This window comes from Sphingomonas sp. LR59 (genome assembly GCF_036855945.1).
Taxonomy (GTDB): Bacteria; Pseudomonadota; Alphaproteobacteria; order Sphingomonadales; family Sphingomonadaceae; genus Sphingomonas.
The window spans coordinates 2,683,908-2,704,554 of record NZ_JASPFL010000001.1 but is presented as its reverse complement, the minus strand read 5'-3'; the positions used below and the strand labels follow the sequence as shown (position 1 = coordinate 2,704,554).

Below are 20,647 nucleotides of genomic sequence, written 5' to 3'. Positions count from 1 at the left end.
GCCCCTAACGGGAGAACAAAAAGTGACCATCGCGGCGGTGGAAGGCGCGCTTACGGTCATATCGCACAGGACTATGCGAAGGTTGTTCTACCAGCGATTGGGTCCGCCCCCGAACGCAACCCCAAGAGATTGTGCCAAAGCGCGATGAGACGCAAGGGGGTGCGGGGGTGTCGGGGGTTCGGTTCGTCGTGTTCGTGAGCGGGTTGAGCGAGCCGAGGATTCGCGACGCGTGGAGTTCTGCGGGGTTCGCGATGTGCAAGGGAACGGGGCGGGAACGAAAAATTATTTCAGGGGTCAAAGTGGCAAATGTTGCTTTGGTTGTAACGCAGGGCGGGGGGGCGTTGAGTGACTTCCGCCGTTTCTAGTTCCCCCGCGGAGGCGGGGGCCCAGGAGCCGCGAGCGTCGTCCTGCGTGATTCCTGGACCCCCGCCTTCGCGGGGGAACGGGAATTGTTCGGGATCCCGCCCACACCACCACCACCACCCCGGCGGAGGCCGGGGTCCAATTGGGGGACGTCGCCAACGGAGCGCTGCGCGTCGTTACTGCGACCTTTCCATTTGGGCCCCGGCCTTCGCCGGGGTGGTGGCATTGGATGGGGGTTCTGGCTCAGCCCTCGATGATCGTCCGGATCTGCGTGGCCAGCGCCTCCATCGCGAACGGCTTGGTGATCATCGACATGCCCGGTTCCAGGAAGCCCGCCGCGAGCGCGGCGTTTTCCGCATAGCCGGTCATGAACAGCACGCGCAGCCCCGGGCGCATCGCCCGGCCGGCGTCGGCGACCTGGCGGCCGTTCAACCCCGGCAGGCCGATGTCGGTGACGAGCAGGTCGATCCGGTCCATCGTCCGCAACCGTTCGAGACCGGTGGGGCCGTCATGCGCCTCGACCGCCTGATAGCCGAGCTCGCCGAGCACCTCGACGATCAGCGACCGGACGACCGTATCGTCCTCGACCACCAGCACGACCTCACCCGCGTCGGTGGTGTGATCCTGCGTCAGGCAGGGCAGCGCCTCGTCCTGCTCCGCTTCGCCGTAATGGCGCGGCAGATACAGCTTGATCGTCGTGCCCTGGCCGACCTCGCTGTAGATCCTCGCATAGCCTTCCGACTGGCGCGCGAAGCCGTATATCATCGACAGGCCGAGCCCGGTGCCCTGGCCGATCGGCTTGGTGGTGAAGAACGGCTCGAACGCCTTGGCGATCGTGTCCGCGGACATGCCAGTGCCGGTGTCCGAGACGCAGATGCAGACATAGCTACCTGGGCGGACGTCGCGCTGACTGGCGATAAAATGGTCATCGAGCAGCGCGTTGCCCGTTTCGATCGTCAGCTTGCCGCCATGCGGCATCGCATCGCGCGCGTTGATGACCAGGTTGAGCAGCGAATTCTCGAGCTGGTTGGGATCGCACAGCGTCGTCCAGAGGCCGGCGGCGAGCACCATCTTGAGCTCAACCTGCTCGCCGATGGTCCGGCGGAGCAGGTCCTCCAGCGATGCGATCAGCGGGTTGACCTTGACCGGGCGCGGATCGAGCGGCTGGCGGCGCGAGAAGGCGAGCAGGCGGTGGGTGAGCGAGGCCGCGCGGTTGGCGGCGGCGGTGGCGCCGGTGATGAAGCGGTCCAGTTCGCTCACGCGGCCTTGCGCGACGCGGCGCTGGACGATCTCCAGGCTGCCGGTGATGCCTTGCAACAAATTGTTGAAGTCGTGCGCGATACCGCCGGTGAGTTGGCCGACCGCCTCCATCTTCTGTGCCTGGCGGAGGGCTTCCTGTGCCTCGACCAGTTCCTGCGTGCGATCGCGGACGCGCTGTTCGAGGTCGGCATTAAGCGATTGCAGATCGCGTTCGAGCATCTTGCGATCGGTGACGTCCGCGCCCTCGACGAACACGCCGACGACCGCGCCGGTCGCGTCGCGGATCGGTTGGTAGACGAAATCGACATAGCGATCGTCGATCGGGCCGCCGGGTTCGGCCTGGACCGCATACAGCATGCCGCGCGCGGTAAAGGCGTCGCCGCTCGTGAACACGCCGTCGAGCAGGTCCAGAAACCCCTGTTCGACCGCGTCGGGCAATGCCTCGGCGACCGTGCGTCCCAGCACTTCACGGTGGCCGATCAGCTTGTCGTAGCCGGGGTTGGTCAGCTCGAACCGGTGCTCGGGCCCGCGCAGCATCGCCATGAAGGTCGGCGCCTGCGCGAACATCTGGCTCATTCGCTCGCGCTCGTCGCGCAGTGCGCGTTCGGTCTGGACTCGCTCGGTGCTTTCGTAGGTTGAGCAGAACATGCCGGCGACCGCGCCGCTTTCGTCGCGCACCGGCGAATAGGAGAAGGTGAACCAGGTCTCCTCGTCATAGCCCTTGCGATTGGTGACCAGCGGCAGGTTTTCGAAGAACGACGCCTTGCCGCCGAGAGCGCGGTCGACGAGCGGGCCGATGTCCGACCAGAGTTCCGACCATATGACATCGAGCCGACCGCCGAGCGCGGCGGGGTGCTTGTCGTAGAGGATCCGCGCGTAATGATCGTTGTAGAGGAAGCCGAGTTCGGGTCCCCAGGCGACGCACATCGCGAATTCCGAGGCAAGCATCAGCGAGACGATCGACCGCAGCGATTGCGGCCATTGCTCGATCGGCCCCAACGGAGACGTCGACCAGTCATGCGCGCGGATCATCGCGGCCATCTCGCCGCCGCCGGTCAAGAAATCGGCCTCGGCCGTCTGTAGGGTCATCTCAAATTCCTGCCGGGTCGCACGCCAGGCCGAATTTTACTCCGGGGTGCGTTCGATACGGCGACGCGTCGCACGTTTCTACCGGTTCGCAGGCAGGTCGGCGGGTCATCGGCACAGCTCGTCCGCCAAACGCGTCAGGCTGTCGACGCGATAGTCCCAATCCTGCGCGGCATCCGCATCGGGTGCAGGGCGGCCGCCATATTCCTGAGGGCGGTCGACATAGGCGGTCTGCAGGCCGGCGGCGCGCGCCGCAGCGAGGTCGCTGTGGTGCGCGGCGATAAGGCAAAGTTCGCCGGGAGCGATGCCGAGAAACCGCGCGGTGGCGAGGTAGGATTCGGGGAGCGGCTTGTAGACGCGACTGACCTCCGCGCCGAGGATCGCGTCCCAGGAAAGACCGGCACGGCGGGCCATGTCCAGCATGAGCGCGATGTTGCCGTTGCTCAGCGTGACGATCGGGACATCGGCCTTGAGCCGGGTCAAGCCTTCGACGGAATCGGGCCATGGATCGAGCCGGTGCCACGCGTGCGTGAGGTCGACGAGCGCGGCTTCGTCGAGCGTGGCGGGATCGATGGCATGATGACGGAGCAGATCCTCCAGTGCCTCGCGGTGGAGCGTGTCGAGGATCACGAACGGACGGCGACCACTGCGCACTTCTTCCAGCGCCGGCTGATAGCGTTTGCGCCAGCCATCGGCAAAGCGGTGCGGGTCGATATCGCCGCGGTTCAAGCGCGCGAGGAAGGGTGCCGCCTCGCGGGCGATGCCCGAGCGCCAATCGACGACGGTGCCGAAAACGTCGAAGGCCAGGGCTTTGATGGGCGCGCGATGTACCATGGAGGAGAGACGGTGGGGGCGGGGGTTGGTTCCCCGGAATGGGCGAGTTCGAGGCCTTTGCGCATGCTGGCGGTGAGCGCGTCGTCGACGCTTTGGCCCCCATCCCGGTGAAGGTCGGGACCCAATTTGGGCACGGGGGGGTGGCGAACGCCGTCCTCTGTCACGACGACCTTCCCAGTTGGGCCCCGCCTTCTTTCGGCTTGCCCTAATTCACCCCGCGCGCCGAATGCGCGAGGCCTGTCCCTGGTTCAGCCGTTCCAGGTTGAACGCCTCGTGGAATTCGATCCCGGCCTTGCCGTCGCGGGCCCAGCGGACGCGGGCGGGGGTGAGTTGGTCCTCGATTAGTTCGATCTGCATCTCGACACCGTCGGGATTGCCGTCGATCCTTACCCCGTCGAGCATCGCGCCCGACGTCGATATGTCGCGGATCCGGACGTCGCCGCGTACCCCGCCGATCAGAATACGCGCCGAGCGCAGCATCTTGGTTCGTGGCGCGCGGCTGACCTTGAAGCCGCTTGCGGTCGCTGCACCATTCTCGCCGCCGAGTTGCAGCAACGCCTCTTCGGCACGGACCGGACGGCCATATACATAGCCCTGGATGTGGCTGCACCCGAGATCGCGCAACAGGTCGATTTCGTCCTGCACCTCGACGCCCTCGGCGGTGGTCTCCATGCCGAGCGTGTCGGCGAGCGTGACGATTGCCTTGATGATCGCGGCGTTGCGGTTGCCGGGTTCGGCGGCGCCCTTCACGAACGACTGGTCGATCTTGATCTTGTCGAACGGGGCGTTGCGCAGATAGCCGAGCGACGAATAACCGGTGCCGAAATCGTCGAGCGCGAGCCGGACGCCGACGCCTTTCAGCGCCTTGAACATCTGTTCGGACGAGCGCGTCTCGTCGAGGAACACGCCCTCGGTGATCTCGAGCTCGAGCCGGCCCGGCGCGATCCCCGACTGCGCGAGCGCGCTGGTCACGAGTGCGGGGAGGACCGGGTTGGCGAACTGTATGGGCGAGACGTTGACCGCGACGCGAATGCTGTCGGGCCAGCGCGCCGCCTCCAAACACGCGGTGCGCAGGACCCATTCGCCGATCGCCTCGATCAGCCCGCATTCCTCCGCCACGGGGATGAAGTCGGCGGGAGAGACGAGCCCACGGGTCGGGTGGTTCCAGCGGATCAGCGCTTCATAGCCGACGATCCGCACCGATTTGGTGCTGACGACGGGTTGGTAGCACAGATGGAACGCGCCTTCCCCGAGGGCGACCCGCAGATCGTCCTCGAGCAGTTTGCGCGTCCGTGCGCCTGCGAGCATCTCGTCCGAGAAGAACCGGTGGACGCCGCGCCCGTCGCCCTTGGCGGCGTAGAGCGCAAGATCGGCGTTGCGAACCAGCGTTTCGGAGTCATCGCCATCGTTGGGCGCAATCGCGATGCCGATCGAGCAGCCGATCGTGACCGCGGTACCGCTGATGAAATAAGGCTGCGACAACGACGCGATCAGGTCGCGCGCGAGCACCGCGAGCGTATCGCGGTTGTCGATCCCCGGCAGCACGACCTTGAACTCGTCGCCGCCAAGTCGCCCGACCAGCCCAGCGTGGCCGACCCCGCGTTGCAGCCGTTGCGCGACCTGCTGCAGCAACGTGTCGCCCGCCTGGTGGCCAAGCGTGTCGTTGACCGCCTTGAACCGATCGAGATCCATCAGGAACAGCGATGTCGCGCGGTAGGGGCCGGTATTCTGCGCGAGCGTCTTGTCGAGCGAGACGCGCATCCGCTGGCGGTTGGCGAGCCCGGTCAGCCCGTCGAACAACGCCAGCCGCGTGATCTCCGCCTCCGACTTGCGCTTTTCTGTGAGATCGCTGCCCGAGCCGATGAAACCCTGGAATCGACCGAGATCGTCGACCATCGGCCGACCCGAGATCGACCACCATCGCTCGCAATCCTGCGCCGCGGCGCACACCGAATAGTCGGCGAACGAGGTTCTCGACGAGATGTGGAAAGCGAGCGTGCGTTCGGTGCCCGGCGCGTCGCTGTCCATCCGGAACAGATCGGTCAGCATCTGGCCGACCGCGTCGCCCGACGGGACCAGGTCGCGCGCGACCTTGGCGGATAGATAGGTCACGCGGCCCTGACGATCCGCCTCCCAGAACCAGCCGGCGCCATGGCCCTCGAACTCGGCGATCATCTTGACCGCGACGCGGCCCTCGTTGGAGGCGGTCGCACGCTCGAGTTCGAGCGCGTGATCGATCTGCGCGAGGCTGACCGTCGCCGCGATCAGGCACCCGAAGAACAAAAGCGCGATCGCGACGGCAATGGCGAAGCCGGCGAGGATTGCGAGCGCGAACACGAGGCCGGTGCCGACGCCGAGGATCGCTGCGCGAATCGGGTGAAGGCTGACCGCGGTGATGCCGATCGTCCCGGCGACCGCGATCACGCTGCCAAACTGGATCGGCCCGTCCGGCGTCGATGTGACCGACCAGAGCAACGATGTGAGTGCGGCCCCCATGATCGCCGCACATATGGTGACGATCCAGTTGCGTCGGTGCGGCGCCAGTGCTTCCGTATCGGGAGCGCGGACCGTCACGAAAATGAGCAGCGACGCCAGCGTCAGAATGCCGCCATGCACGATGATCGCGCCAACCGACGCGTGGTCGGCTGCATCGCCGACGGCGGCGAGGCAGATCAGCAGACCGCAGGTGACGATCTGGATCGCCAGGGCAAATGGCCAGACTGCGGCGACCTGCGCGAGCTTCAGCACGAACAGGTCGGTCACCTGATCGCCGATATCCGCGGCCAGCCCGAACAGCCCGCGCATTGCGAGATGGGGTGGCCGGTCTTGCGCACGGCGATCGGCGGAGGGAAGCGGGGCGTACATCGCGGTCTTCGTCACCTTGGCGGGGCAAAATGCCAGATATGGCGCGCGAAGCCCGAACACTCGCGTGACGCGGTACTCTACCCGAAGTGGTTTCTTTCGCGTAAATCGCCAAAGGGTTTTTCGCACGGAAACAAGGCGTTCGGTATGCCCGCGGCGGGACCCGCTCGGCAGGGACGTAATGTCGTCCGTCCAAAAATTCGGGGATAGCTATGCCCGCTGTCGCGTTGAGCGCGTGACCCCTTATCCACCGAGGCATTCCCCATGAGCGCAGTTTCCACGATCACGTCCGCCCTCGGGCTGGGCAAGAAGAAGGTTCGCTACGCGATCGTCGGGCTCGGCGACATCTCGCAGGCATCGATGATGCCCGGCGTCGCGCATACCGGCAATTCCGAGATCACCGCGCTGGTCACCGACGATCCGGTCAAGGCGCGTGAACTGAGTAAGACATACGGCGTCGAGGCGACCTATCGCTACGACCAGTTCGACGAACTCCTCGCGTCGGGGCTGATCGATGCGATTTATATCGGGACGCCGAACTGGCGCCATGCCGAGTTCGCGATCCCCGCGCTGAAGGCCGGCATCCATGTGCTGTCGGAGAAGCCGCTCGAGATTTCGGTCGAGAAGGCCGAGGCGATCCGCGATGCCGAGCGCGCCTCGTCGGCCAAGCTGATGACCGCGTACCGGCTGCATTTCGAGCCGTCGACGCTCGATGCGATCCGGCGGATCCGTTCGGGTGAACTGGGCGAGCTGATCGCGTTCACCTCGTGCTTCACGCAGAAGGTCGATCCGGCCAACCATCGCGTCAAGAACGGCATCACCGCCGGGCCGCTGTTCGACATGGCGCCGTACCCTATCAGCGCAACGCGCTATCTGTTCGGGGCGGAGCCGACTGAAGTGGTCTCGGCGGTCGCCACGCGGCATCCCGAACTGGGGCTGGGCGATCTCGACGACACGTTCGCGGTGACGTTGCGCTTTCCCGGCGATCGGCTCGCGCAGTTCACGGTCTCCTATGCGGCGAACAACGTCGACAGCCTGACGATTTCGGGCACCGAGGGCAGCATCCATATGGACCCGGCGTACGGCTTCGGCGACGCCATGGAGCAGCGCGTGACGATCGGCGAGAAGAAGAGCCACGAGAGCTTCAAGCCGACCGATCAGTTCGGCGGCGAGATGCGCTATTTCTCCGACTGCATCCTTGAAGACCGCGATCCAGAGCCCGATGCCGAGGAGGGGCTTGCCGATCTGCGCGTCATCGAGGGCGTACTGGAGGCGCTGAAGACGCGTGGGCCGGTGACGTTGCCGCCGTTCGTGCGGTCGCGTCGGATCTCGGCGGATCAGGAGCAGACGCTGTCGCCGATCAAGGAGCCCAAGCTCGTCCACGCCGCCAGCCCGACCGGCTGAGGCGATGCTCGCCTTCCTCGATTTCGAAGCGTCGTCGCTGGGGAAGAAGAGTTATCCGATCGAGGTGGCGTGGGTGTTCGAGGATGGCACGTCGGAGAGCCATCTGATTAAGCCTGCGCCGGAGTGGACCGACTGGGATCCGGCGGCGCAGGCGATCCATGGGATCGAGCGGCGGGTTTTGGAGGACGAGGGCGAGGACCACCGGGCGGTTGCGGCGCGGATGGTGGAGGCGCTGGCTGGCCACGATCTGCTGGCGAGCGCGCCGTCCTGGGATGGGAAATGGCTGAGCACGCTGTTGCGGGCTGGTGGCCAGCCGCGTCGCGTGCTGCGGTTGCGCGATAGCGATGAGGCGCAACTGGAGGCGGCGCGGGCGTGTCTCGCGGATGTCGAGCCGGCGGCGGCGCGCGAGGCTCTCGCGCGGGAGGTGGTCGGCGAGGTGTCGCAGCGGCGGAACGGGCGGGTGCCGGATCACCGGGCGCTGGCCGATGCGAAGGCGGAATTGGCGCAGTGGCTGGAGGTGCGGGTCGAGGCGCAGAAGCGGGCGAGGGACTATGGGGCGCTGACTGGCAATACCGAGCACGGGCCCGTCTGAGGCACCACCCCGGCGCAGGCCGGGGCCCAATTGGGAGCGGTTAATAAGTGCGGGCGGCGTGTCGTTACGACGACCGTGCCAATTGGGCCCCGGCCTTCGCCGGGGTGGTGTTTCAGCGACACCAAGCAAGCGGCACGTTCAAACCATGTTTCCCCGCGAAGGCGGGCACCCAGACTGGGCTCCCGCCCTCGCGGGAGAACAATGGAGCAAGTGTTCCTCGGCGTTGAATCGACGCCTGTCCTCCAACGTCACCCCAGCGAAAGCTGGGGTATCCCGCTTGTGTCGCGACACCCGCCTGAGAGGGAGATCCCAGCTTCCGCTGGGATGACGGATGTTGTGGACGGGTAGCGGATGTCGTGGACGGGTAGCGGCGTGTTTGAAGTTGCGGCGCCGACCTACTCTTGTCCGTCACCCCAGCGAAAGCTGGGGTATCCCGCTTGGGTTGCGGCGCCCGCCTGACCGGGAGATCCCAGCTTTCGCTGGGATGACGGGTTGGGCGGCCTCAGTTCGTCTCCGCCCTCGGCGCGCCGCTCATCGTCACCGGTTGTGGTCCGCCTGCCGTCGCTTCCAGCGTCGAATCTCCGCCCAGCACCCGGTAGAGCGTCACGCGGTTGCTCGCGCCGACGAGCTGCGTCGCGACGAGATTACGCTGCGCGGTGTAGAGCGAGCGTTGCGCGTCGAGCGAGTTGAGGAAGGTGTCGATCCCCCGCGATAGCGCGCGTCCGAAAGGCGATACGTGTCCAGAGCCGCCTCCGAGAAATTCTGGTTCGCCTTCAGCTGGTCGGCGATCGTGCCCTGCCGTGCGAGCGCGTCGGCAGTCTCTTGGAACGCGGTCTGGATCGTCTTCTCGTAGGTCGCAAGCGCGGCGTCGCGTTGCGCCTTCGAATAGGCGACCCCGGCGATACCGGCGCCGGCGCGGAAGATCGGGTAGCTGACCGAAGGCGCGACCGAATAGTTGAACGCGCCGCCGCTGAACAGCGAGGTCAGCGACGTGCTGGCGAACCCGAGGATGCCGGTCAGCGAGATCTTCGGGAACAGTTCCGCGCGGGCTGCGCCGATCTCGGCGTTGGTGGCGCGGAGTTGATATTCGGATTCGACGACGTCTGGACGACGCAGAAGGATGCTGCTGTCGAGCCCGGCCGGGAGCGTGGCGACGGTCGGCAGGGCCTGTTCGATCGAGGCGGGCAACAGGCTGGCGTCGACCGGCGCACCGACGAGCAATTGCAGCGCGTTGACGTCCTGCGCAAGCGCGGTGCGTTGCTGCGCGAGGTCGGACTGCGCGGTGAACAGGATCTGCTGCGCCTGGCGAAGATCGGTGCGCGGGGCCACGCCGCCGCGCAGTCGCGCGTTGGTCAGCGTGACGCTCCGCTGCGAACTCGTCACCGTGTCCTGCGCGATCTTGAGCAGGCTCTGGTCCGACGCGTAGGTGAGCCACGCGTCGGCGATGTCGCCAACGAGTGTCAGGCGGGTGGCGCGCGCGGCGGCTTCGGTCGCGAAATAGCGATCGAGCGCGGCGCTGGTGAGCGAGCGAATGCGACCGAACAGGTCGAGCTCGAACGCGGTCGTGCCGAGGTCCACCGAGAACGAACTGTTCGAGCTGGAGGAACTGACCACCGACCCGGTCGAACCGGTGCCCGTTCCGACGCCGCCCGCGCCCGTGCCGGTGCCGCCGGTCCCAGTACCCGTTCCGCCGGTACCGGTGCCTGTCCCACTACCCGTGCCGCTCGTGACGGTGTTGCGCGTGCCGTTGCCGCCGCCCGAATAGGTATAGCGGCCACTGGCATCGACCTGCGGCAACAGGTCGGCGCGCTGGATGCGGTACTGCGCGCGGGTCGAGGCGATGTTGGCGGCGGCGACGCGGAGATCGCGGTTGTTGGCGAGCGCCTGGACGATGATCTGCTGGAGCCGTGGGTCCTTGAAGACGTCGCGGTAGGTGATCGCGGGCAACGCCGCCTCGGACTGGCGCAGATATGCGTCGCCGACCGGGAGCGAGGGCGGCACGGGAAGCTCGGTGCGCGCGTATTTCGGCGCGAGAGAGCAGCCGGCGAGCGCGGTCGAGGCGGCGAGGATCAGGACTAGCGAGCGCATCATGCGGGCTCCGGCCGGTGAGGGCCCTGTGGTTCGGGTGGTCCGAGCGGTTCGTTGTGATCGCCATCGGATCCATGGTCGTCATGGCCCTGGAAGCCGGTCGGCTTGCCCCGCAGCTTGGCGATGCCGTCCCGCGCGCCGCGGCGGACGAGGACGAAGAACAGCGGGATGTAGAAGATCGCGAGGATCGTCGCGGTCAGCATGCCGCCGACCACTGCCGTCCCGATCGCGATACGGCTGTTCGCGCCTGCACCGGTCGACAGCGCCAAGGGCAACACACCGAGGATGAACGCGAACGACGTCATCAGGATCGGGCGCAACCGGATCTTCGCCGCGGACAGCGCCGCCTCGATGACGCGCTTGCCCTTCTTTTCCTCCTGCTCGGCGAACTCGATCATCAGGATCGCGTTCTTCGCGGCCAGGCCCATCGTCGTCAGCAGGCCGATCTGGAGATACACGTCGTTGATCAGGCCACGCAGCGTGACGGCGAGGATCGCGCCGACCAGACCGAGCGGGATGACGAGGAGGACAGCGATCGGGATCGACCAGCTCTCGTAGAGTGCGGCGAGGCACAGGAAGACGACCAGCAGCGACAGCCCGTAGAGGATCGGTGCCTGACCCGAGGACAGGCGTTCCTGATACGACAGGCCGGACCATGCTACCGACGTGCCGGGGATCTGGCCGGCAAGCTCGGCGATCCGGTTCATCGCGTCGCCCGAGCTGACGCCCGGCGCGCCCGAGCCCTGGATTTCGTACGAGGCGATACCGTTGAACCGCGACAAGGTGGTCGGTGCCTGGCCCCAGCTCGTCTTCGCGAACGACGAGAATGGCGCCATCTGGCCGTTCGAGCCGCGCACGAACCATTGGCTCAGGTCGGACGGCTGCGCGCGGAACTGCGCGTCGCCCTGGACATAGACGCGCTTGACGCGACCACGGTCGATGAAGTCGTTGACGTACTGACCACCCCAGGCGGTCGACAGCGTCGTGTTCACGTTCGCCTGCGTGAGGCCGAGCGTGGAGAGCTTCTGCTGATCGGCATCGACGCGCAACGTGGCGACGTCGGGCAGTTCGGTCAGGCGGATCGCGGTCAGCGACGAGTCGGCGCGGGCGAGCGCGAGCAGCTTGTCGCGCGCGGCGTTGAACTCGGCCTGGCTGAGCCCACCGGCGTTCTGCAACTCCATCGTGAAGCCGTTCGACGAACCGAGACCGCGGACCGCCGGTGGCACCAGCGAATAGACCTGCGCGTCGCGGAAGCCAGCGAACGCCTTCGACGCGCGACCGGTGATCGCCTCCGCGGTGTTTTCCTTGCCCTTGCGATCGTCCCACGGCGCGAACGCGATGAAGCCCTGGCCCGTGTTTTGGCCGCTCGCACCGCCACCGCCGCCACCGCTGACGGTGAACATCGTGCGGACGTTGGCCTTCTCGTTGGTGTAGTAATATTGCTCGATCTGCTTCTGCAGCGCGAAGGTACGGCCTTGCGTGGCGCCGGCGGGAAGCTGGAACTGGACGATGCCCGAGCCCTGGTCCTCGGTCGGCAGGAAGCCCGTCGGCAGCCGCAGGAACAGCACCGCGAGCACCGCGACGATCACCGCGTAGATCAGCAGGAACAGCCATTTGCGGTCGATCACCGACTGGACCGCACTGGTGTATTTCTGCGTGCCCTTCTCGAACCCGTCGTTGAACTTGTCGCCCGCGCGCGTGAAAAAGTGCGCCACCTTGGGGAATTTACGTTCGCCCCAGCTTTTCTCGGTGTTGCCGTCCGCGTCCTTCTGCTTCTGCTTGAGCAACGTCGCGGTGAGGGCGGGCGAGAGGATCAGCGCGACCAGCACCGACAGGACCATCGCCGACACCATCGTCAGCGAGAACTGGCGGTAGATCACGCCGGTCGAGCCGCCGAAGAACGCCATCGGCAGGAACACCGCGGACAGCACCAGCGCGATCGCGACCAGCGCGACGGTGATCTCGTTCATCGACTCGATCGTCGCCTCCCGAGGCGTCATCTCGGGATTCTCTTCCATCAAACGCTCCACGTTCTCGACCACGACGATCGCGTCGTCGACCAGCAGGCCGATCGCGAGCACGAGCCCGAACAGCGTCAACGTGTTGATCGAGAAGCCGGCGAGATAGAACACGCCGAACGTGCCGAGCAGCACGACCGGGACCGCGATCGTCGGGATCAGCGTCGCGCGCCAGCTTTGCAGGAACACGAACATGACGATGACGACGAGGATGACGGCCTCGATCAGCGTCTTGACGACCTCGTCGATCGACAGCTTGATGAAGTCCGTCGTGTCGTTGGCGTAGGCGAATTTCAGGCCGGGCGGGAAGCTCTTGGCGGACTTGGCGACGAACGCCTTGACCAGTTCGGCGGTCTTGAGCGCGTCGGCGCCCGGCGCGAGCAGCACCGCGATACCGGCGCCGGGATGCGCATTCACGCGGCTGCGCGCGTTGTAATTCTCCGCGCCCAGTTCGATCCGGGCGACGTCGCGCAGCTTGACCACGGCGCTGTCGTTGGTGGTCTTCAGGATGATGTTGGCGAACTGCTCGGGCGTCTGGAGGCGCGACTGTGCGGTGACGGTCGCGTTGAGCATCTGCGTGTCGGGCTGGGGTTGCCCACCGAGTTCGCCGGCGGCGACTTCGGTGTTCTGCGCCTGGATCGCGGTGGTCACGTCGCTCGGGATCAGCTGGTAGCTGGCGAGCTTGTTCGGGTTCAGCCAGATCCGCATCGCGTATTGCGCGCCGAAGACGTTGCTGTCGCCGATCCCGGGAATACGGCCGAGCGGGTCCTGCAGATTCGAGACCAGATAGTCGGAGACGTCCTGGTTGGTCAGCTTGTCGGTCTCGTCATAGACGCCGACGATCAGAAGATTGTCCGGGTTCGATTTTCGGACGACCAGGCCCTGCTGCTGGACCTGCGTGGGGAGGCGGGAGAGCGTCTGCTGGACCTGGTTCTGGACCTGGACCTGCGCGATGTCGGGATCGGTGCCCTTCTCGAACGTCACGGTGATCGTCACCGAGCCGCGCGACGATGAGGACGAGCTGAAATAGATCAGCCCGTCGATACCGGTCAGCGATTGCTCGACGACCTGCGTGACGCTGTTCTGGATCGTCTGCGCGTTGGCACCCGGGAAGGTCGCGCGGACGGTCACCTGCGGCGGCGCGACGTCGGGGTACTGCGCGATCGGCAGGCTCATGATCGCGCCGATGCCGCCAAGCATCACGATGATCGCGAGCACCCAGGCGAAGATCGGGCGATCGATGAAGACACGGGACAACATAAGGGCTTAGCCGGCCTTTTTCTGGCTGGAATCGCCACCGGAGGACCCGCCCGAGCCATCGTCCTTGGGCGCTTCGATCTTTTGCGCGGTGTTTTCCGGCACCGGCTTCACGCCCTGGTTCGGGGCGATCTTCGACAGGCCCTGCGTGATGATCCGATCGCCGGGGTTGAGCCCGCTGGTGACCACCCAGAACGCGCCCTGCGTGCGGTCGGCCTTGATCTTCTTCTGCACCGCCTTGTTGTTGGCATCGACGACGTAGACCGTCGCATTGCCCTTCGCGTCGCGCGACACGCCCGCCTGCGGCACGAGGAACGCGCGCTGGTTGATCGCCTGCGCGAACTTGGCCTGGACGAACATGCCGGGCAGCAGCAGCCCCTGCGGATTGGGGAAGCGCGCGCGCAGCGTCACGGTGCCCGTCTCGGTATTGACCAGCGCTTCGGCGAACTCGACGGTGCCGGTCGCACCGTATCCGCTGCCGTCCTCGAGCGTCAGGCGGACTTCGGCGCGGGTGGCGACGATGCCGTTCTGGCCGAGCGAGCGACGCAGCGCGAGCAGGTCGCCCGAGGATTGCTGGATGTCGACAAACATCGGGTCGAGCCGCTGGATCTGCGCGAGCGGATCGGTCTGCGTCGCGGAGACGAGCGCGCCGACGGTGAACAGCGAACGGCCGATGCGCCCGGTGATCGGCGCGGGGACGGTCGTGAACTTGAGGTTGATCTGCGCGGTATCGAGCGCGGCGCGGGTCTGCGCGACCGAGGCTGTCGCCTGGCGCGAGGTGGCGACTGCGTTGGTATAGTCCTGCTTGCTGATCGCCTCCATCTCGGCGAGCGGCTTGTAGCGCTGGGCGAGAATGTTTTGCGCCTGCTGGTTGGCGCGCGCGCTCTGGAGGTTGGCCTGCGCCTCGTTGGCGGCGGCGCGATAGAGGCGCGGGTCGATCTCGTAGAGCGGCTGGCCCTTCTTGACGAGCGTACCCTCGGTGAAGAACCGCCGGCGGATGATGCCGGTGACCTGGGGCCGCACGTCCGAGCTTTCGAACGCGGTGGTGCGGCCGCTGAGTTCGGTGGTCATCGCGACGCTGGTCGGCTGGACGACGACATAGCCGACGGTCGGCGTGCCCTGGCCCGGTTGGCCGGCCTTGCCCTTACTCTGGGCTTTGTCACCGCCGCCGGAACAGGCGGCGAGCGCGAGTGCGGGTACGAGCAGGAGGGCGCACTGCCGCGTGGAAAATCGTGTGGCTATCAAGTGTGGTATCCGCTCGCGATCGGTGTGGGCAGCTGTTGGTCGGGCTAAACCACGAGGATGTACCAGAAGTATGTCAGTTGAAAAGCGGGGGCGAGAAATAGGGAAGAAAGAGTAACCTGTTTGACTGGTTGGGGGTGTTTGAGGGTGAAGGGCCCGGACACAGAAAGATTGTTTCCCCGCGAAGGCGGGGATCCAGACTGGGCTCCCGCCTTCGCGGGAGAACAAGGAAGGGGCGCGCTCCCGTATCCACACGCAGCACTATGCAGTCACGACCTACCCCTGAGCGCCGCACCATCCTGATCCACCGCACCTCCCCGGCGTAGGCCGGGGTCCAATCGGAAAGGTCGTGGTGACGAGGTACGGCGCTCCGTTAGCAACGTTCCCCAATTGGGCCCGGCCTCCGCCGGGGTGGTGGTGGGGGGGGGCTCGCCCCCTGCGCGCATCCCGTCATCCTGACGAAAGTCAGGATCCAGAGTTGCGAGGGGATCGTTTGTGGCTCTGGGTCCTGACTTTCGTCAGGATGACGGTTGGTTCGTTAGTGCGATGGATGTTTTTGGGGCGGCTGAGATGATCGATGACGACAAGAAGGCGGCTGCCGTTGCGGCCGTGGCCGAGGTGCGGGACGGGATGCTCGTCGGGCTGGGCACCGGCTCGACAGCGGCGTTCGCGATCAGAGCACTTGGCGAACGGGTCGCAGCAGGTCTGCAGATTCGCGCGGTCGTCACCTCCGAAGCTTCCGGCAAACTCGCCCGCGAACTCGGCATCGAGATTCTCGACTTCGCCACTATCGCGCATGTCGACCTCACGATCGACGGCGCGGACGAGATCGACGCCCGCTGTTTTGCCATCAAGGGCGCAGGCGGGGCGATGCTGCGGGAGAAGATCGTCGCCGCAAGCTCGGCACGGATGGTCGTGATCGCGGACGGCTCCAAACGGGTCGACCGGATCGGCGCGGCCAAGCTGCCGGTCGAGGTTCTGCCGTTCGGTGTTGCCTATGTGATGCGTGTCATCACCGACATGGGGGCCGCGCCCGTCGTCCGCGACAACTACCGGACGGACCAAGGCAATCTCGTCATCGATTGCCACTTCGCCACGCTCGAAGATCCCCGCGCAACCGCCGCCACCCTCTCCGCGATCCCCGGCATTCTCGGCCACGGACTGTTCCTCGACGAGGTCGATGCCGCGTATATTGCCACCGATGGCGTCGTTACGCGACTGGAACGGACGGGTGCATCCGACTAAAGGCATCCTATGTTGGCAACCAGATCGGATGCGCGGCGTTCGGTCACCGTCTAGAGCGAGGCTTCTTCCATGACCGATACCGCAACCGCCGCCCCCAAGGCGGACCCCAAGCTGCACGAGGATGGTTCGCCCGAACGCCTCGCGATCGATACCATCCGCACGTTGTCGATGGACGCGGTGCAGAAGGCCAATTCGGGCCATCCCGGCACGCCGATGGCGCTCGCGCCGGTCGGCTACACGCTCTGGTCGAAGTTCCTGCGCTATGATCCCAAGCACGCCGACTGGCCCAACCGCGACCGCTTCGTGCTGTCGGTCGGCCATGCGTCGATGCTGCTCTATTCGCTGATCCACCTCGCCAAGATCGAAGAGATCGACGCCGACGGTAACAAGACCGGCAAGGAGGCCGTCAGCCTCGCGGACATCGAGCAGTTCCGCCAGCTATCGTCCAAGACCCCCGGCCACCCCGAATATCGCCACACCACCGGCGTCGAGACCACCACGGGTCCGCTCGGTCAGGGTTGCGGCAATTCGGTCGGCATGGCGATCGCCGAGCGCTGGCTCGCGGCGCGCTACAACAAGGACGGCTTCACGCTGTTCGACCATGACGTCTACACGATCTGTGGCGACGGCGACATGATGGAGGGCGTATCGGCCGAGGCTGCGAGCCTTGCCGGGCACCTCAAGCTCAGCAATCTGTGCTGGATCTACGACAGCAACCACATCTCGATCGAGGGCGCGACCGATCTCGCGTTCGACGAGGACGTCGGCCTGCGCTTCGATGCCTATGGCTGGAACGTCATCCACATCGACGACGCAAACGACACCGCCGCACTGAGCCGCGCGATCGAGACGTTCAAGGCGACCAATGACAAGCCGACCTTCATCGTCGTGCATTCGGTGATCGGTTACGGCAGCCCCAAGGCGGGCAGCGAGAAGGCGCACGGCGAGCCGCTCGGCGAGGAGAATATCCGCCTCACCAAGCAGGCCTATGGTTGGCCCGAAGACAAGTCGTTCTACGTGCCCGACGGCGTGATCGAGCATTTCAATGGTGCGATTGCCGAGCGTGGTGCCAAGCTGCGTGACGAGTGGGTCGCGCTGACCGACAAGTATCGTGAGGCCTATCCCGAACTGTCGGGCGAGCTGGACCTGTTGCTCAAGGACGAACTGCCCGAGGGCTGGGACGCCGACATCCCGACCTTCGAGGCGGATGCCAAGGGCGTCGCCAGCCGCGATTCCGGCGGCAAGGTGCTCAACGCGATCGCCGCCAAGGTGCCGTGGTTGATCGGTGGTTCGGCCGATCTCGCGCCGTCGACCAAGACCGACATCAAGGGTCAGCCATCGTTCGAGGCGGAGAACTACGCCGGTCGGAACTTCCACTTCGGCATCCGCGAACACGGCATGGGCGCGATCGTCAACGGCATGGCGCTGTCGCACCTACGTTCGTACGGCTCCACCTTCCTCGTGTTCGCCGACTACATGCGCGCGCCGGTGCGCCTGTCCGCGATCATGGAAGTCGGCGCGATCTGGGTGTTCACGCACGACTCGATCGGTGTGGGCGAGGACGGCCCGACGCACCAGCCGATCGAGCATCTCGCCACGCTGCGCGCGATCCCCGGCCTCGACACGATCCGTCCGAGCGACGCGAACGAAGTCGTCGCGGCGTGGAAGGCGGTTCTCAAGGACGCCAGCACGCCGGCCGCGCTGATCATGTCGCGCCAGGCCCTGCCGACGCTCGACCGGACCAAGTACGCAAGCGCCGATGGGCTCGAGAAGGGCGGCTATGTCCTCGCCGACAGCGACGGCACGCCCGACGTGATCCTGATCGCGACCGGCAGCGAAGTGTCGCTGGTCGTCGAGGCGCATGAGAAGCTGACCGCGGACGGCGTGAAGAGCCGGGTCGTGTCGATGCCAAGCTGGTATCGCTACGAACTGCAGGACGCCGCGTACAAGGAAAGCGTGTTGCCGCGCGAAGTGCGCGCGCGCGTTGCGGTCGAGATGGCCGGGTCGATCGGTTGGGACCGCTATGTCGGGCTCGACGGCGCGACCGTGACGATGTCGACCTTCGGAGCTTCGGCACCGCTCGCCAAGCTGCAGGACAAGTTCGGGTTCACCGTCGACAATGTCGTCAAGGTCGCCCGCCAAGTGATGGAGACCAAGTGATGGGTGCGCTCAACGATCTCGAAGGCTTCGGCCAGGCGGTATGGCTTGATTTCGTCGACCGGAAGTTCCTGGAGGCCGGTGGTCTCCAGAAGCTGGTCGACGAGGACGGCCTGACCGGCGTCACGTCGAACCCGTCGATCTTCGAAAAGGCGATGGGTCACGGCGATGCCTATGACTCGACGCTCGCCGAATACGACAAGCAGCATGCCGGCGCGGCGACGATCGACCGCTACGAGCATCTCGCGATCCAGGACATCAAGGCGGCGGCGGAGACGTTGAAGCCTGTCTACGACAAGCTCGACGCGAAGGACGGCTATGTCAGCCTCGAGGTGTCGCCGTATATCTCGGACGATACCGACGCGACGATCGCCGAGGCGAAGAAGCTGTGGGGGATGGTCGACCGGCCGAACCTGATGATCAAGATCCCGGGGACGCTTGCGGGCGGTCCGGCGATCTCGTCGACGATCGCTAGCGGCATCAACGTCAACGTCACGCTGCTGTTCGCGCTCGACGCCTATATCCGCGTTGCCGAGGCGTATGCGGCGGGTCTGGAAGAGCGCGTCAAGCAGGGGCAGCCGATCGACAAGATCGCCAGCGTCGCGAGCTTCTTCGTCAGCCGGATCGATTCGTCGATCGACAAGGAGATCGATGCGCGTCTTGAGAAGGGCGATGCCGAGGCCGAGGCGCTGAAGGCGGTCCGCGGCAAGGTCGCGATCGCCAACGCGAAGATGGCGTATCAATGGTATCTCGACTTCCTGAAGTCGGATCGCTGGCAGGCGCTCGCCGCCAAGGGTGCGCAGCCGCAGCGGCTGCTGTGGGCATCGACCGGGGTGAAGGACCCGAGCTATCCCGACACGCTGTATATCGACACGCTGATCGGCAAGGACACCGTCAACACGATGCCGCCGAAGACGATGGACGCGTTCCGCGACCACGGCACCGCGGCGGAGACGATCACGCAGGACGTCGAGGGCGCGAAGCACACGCTCGCCGAAGCCGAGCGGCTGGGCCTCGACCTCAACGGCGTGACCGGCAAGCTGGTCGAAGAGGGCGTCGCGTCGTTCGTGAAGGCGTTCGACGACCTGCTCGGCTCGATCGCGAAGAAGCAGCCCGCGACGGCGTAAACTTCTGCTCCCTCTCCCCGTTGGGGAGAGGGCCGGGGTGAGGGGCGCCGCGAGCGCTGCCCTCCCCAACTGCCCCTCACCCCAACCCTCTCCCCGGCGGGGAGAGGGGGTAAGCAAGGAATTCCCCATGAAGATCGGACTGATCGGCCTCGGCCGGATGGGCGGCAACATCGCGCGCCGGTTGATGAAGAACGGCCACGAGGTCGTCGCGTTCGACCGCGATGCCGAAGCCGTGAAGAAGCTCGCCGCCGATGGCGCGATCGGGGCGGACTCGCTCAACGACATGCATGCGAAGCTCGACACGCCGGCGATCTGGTGGGTGATGGTCCCCGCGGGCGAGCCGACCGAGAGCACCGTCCAGGCGATCGCCGCGAAGTCGAATTCGGGCGATATCATCATCGACGGCGGCAACAGCTTCTACAAGGACGACGTCCGCCGCGCGAAGGAACTGGCCGAGAAGGGCATCCACTATGTCGACGTCGGGACGTCCGGCGGCGTGTGGGGCCTCGAGCGTGGCTATTGCATGATGATCGGCGGCGACAAGGAGACTGTCGACCTGCTCGATCCGATCTTCGAGACGCTGGCGCCAGGCATGGGGACGATCGTCCGCACGCCGGGCCGCGTCGAAGGCCAGGCCGATCCGCGCGCCGAGAAGGGCTATATCCACGCAGGCCCCTCGGGCGCCGGGCACTTCGTCAAGATGGTGCATAACGGCATCGAATACGGCCTGATGCAGGCCTATGCCGAGGGCTTCGACATCCTCAAGGGCAAGTCCGGCGAGCACGTCGTCGAGGAGGAGCGCTTCGACATCAACCTGACCGACGTCGCCGAAGTCTGGCGTCGCGGCAGCGTGATTTCGTCGTGGCTGCTCGACCTGTCGGCGATCGCGCTGGCGAAGGACGGCACGCTCGAAGGCTTCAGCGGCAGCGTCGCGGACTCGGGCGAGGGCCAGTGGACGATCGACGCGGCGATGGAGGAGAAGGTGCCCGCCAACGTGCTGAGCGCTGCGCTGTATGCGCGCTATCGCAGTCGCGTGGACCATACGTTCGGCGACAAGCTGTTGTCGGCGATGCGCTATGGCTTTGGCGGGCATGTCGAGATGCCCCAGTGAG

General features: G+C 66.0%; 11 protein-coding genes and 1 pseudogene. 6 read left to right on the top strand and 6 right to left on the bottom strand.

Annotated elements, in window-relative coordinates; genetic code table 11:
• Nucleotides 1–606 precede the first annotated feature (606 nt).
• From QP164_RS12525 to QP164_RS12515, 3 genes are all read right to left on the bottom strand, one after another.
• Nucleotides 607–2,712: an ATP-binding protein gene (locus QP164_RS12525; protein WP_333923349.1), complete on the bottom strand. Its 2,106-nt coding sequence runs from the start codon at nucleotides 2,710–2,712 to the stop codon at nucleotides 607–609.
• A gap of 105 nt (nucleotides 2,713–2,817) precedes the next feature.
• Complete coding sequence (locus tag QP164_RS12520; protein ID WP_333923348.1) at nucleotides 2,818–3,543, bottom strand: haloacid dehalogenase type II; 726 nt, start codon at nucleotides 3,541–3,543, stop codon at nucleotides 2,818–2,820.
• Between the two features lie 210 nt (nucleotides 3,544–3,753).
• Nucleotides 3,754–6,468 (bottom strand): EAL domain-containing protein, encoded by a 2,715-nt coding sequence (locus QP164_RS12515; protein WP_333923347.1) that lies wholly within the window; start codon nucleotides 6,466–6,468, stop codon nucleotides 3,754–3,756.
• A 201-nt stretch (nucleotides 6,469–6,669) separates the two neighbouring features.
• Between QP164_RS12515 and QP164_RS12510 the strand changes: the two genes are divergently transcribed.
• Together QP164_RS12510 and QP164_RS12505 are read left to right on the top strand one after the other, a co-directional pair.
• A complete protein-coding gene (locus tag QP164_RS12510; protein WP_333923346.1) occupies nucleotides 6,670–7,809 on the top strand; it encodes a Gfo/Idh/MocA family protein in 1,140 nt (379 codons plus the stop codon).
• A gap of 4 nt (nucleotides 7,810–7,813) precedes the next feature.
• On the top strand, nucleotides 7,814–8,401 hold the full coding sequence (locus tag QP164_RS12505; RefSeq protein WP_333923345.1) for a 3'-5' exonuclease: 588 nt from the start codon (nucleotides 7,814–7,816) through the stop codon (nucleotides 8,399–8,401).
• 502 nt (nucleotides 8,402–8,903) lie between these two features.
• On the opposite strand, the pseudogene QP164_RS12500 reads toward QP164_RS12505, so the two are convergent.
• The 3 genes and pseudogenes from QP164_RS12500 to QP164_RS12490 all read right to left on the bottom strand — a co-directional run bounded on the left by QP164_RS12500 (nucleotide 8,904) and on the right by QP164_RS12490 (nucleotide 15,006).
• Nucleotides 8,904–10,492: pseudogene (locus tag QP164_RS12500) on the bottom strand (efflux transporter outer membrane subunit).
• Nucleotides 10,489–13,767, bottom strand: a complete 3,279-nt coding sequence (locus QP164_RS12495) for an efflux RND transporter permease subunit (protein ID WP_333923344.1) — start codon at nucleotides 13,765–13,767, stop codon at nucleotides 10,489–10,491. The pseudogene QP164_RS12500 and the gene QP164_RS12495 overlap by 4 nt, the downstream one beginning before the upstream one ends.
• Before the next feature lie 6 nt (nucleotides 13,768–13,773).
• Entirely contained in the window at nucleotides 13,774–15,006 is a 1,233-nt protein-coding gene (locus QP164_RS12490) for an efflux RND transporter periplasmic adaptor subunit (RefSeq protein WP_435368407.1), read from the bottom strand.
• Between the two features lie 570 nt (nucleotides 15,007–15,576).
• Here QP164_RS12490 and rpiA point away from each other — a divergent pair.
• From rpiA to gnd, 4 genes are all read left to right on the top strand, one after another.
• A complete protein-coding gene (gene rpiA / locus QP164_RS12485) occupies nucleotides 15,577–16,251 on the top strand; it encodes a ribose-5-phosphate isomerase RpiA (RefSeq protein ID WP_333923343.1) in 675 nt (224 codons plus the stop codon).
• A gap of 69 nt (nucleotides 16,252–16,320) precedes the next feature.
• A complete protein-coding gene (tkt, locus tag QP164_RS12480; RefSeq protein WP_333923342.1) occupies nucleotides 16,321–18,411 on the top strand; it encodes a transketolase in 2,091 nt (696 codons plus the stop codon).
• A complete protein-coding gene (gene tal / locus QP164_RS12475) occupies nucleotides 18,411–19,535 on the top strand; it encodes a transaldolase (RefSeq protein ID WP_333923341.1) in 1,125 nt (374 codons plus the stop codon). Before tkt ends, tal begins: the two co-directional genes overlap by 1 nt.
• 127 nt (nucleotides 19,536–19,662) lie before the next feature.
• The gene (gene gnd / locus QP164_RS12470) at nucleotides 19,663–20,646 is read left to right on the top strand and encodes a phosphogluconate dehydrogenase (NAD(+)-dependent, decarboxylating) (protein WP_333923340.1); all 984 of its coding nucleotides are present in this window, start codon (nucleotides 19,663–19,665) and stop codon (nucleotides 20,644–20,646) included.
• Nucleotide 20,647: the final 1 nt, after the last annotated feature.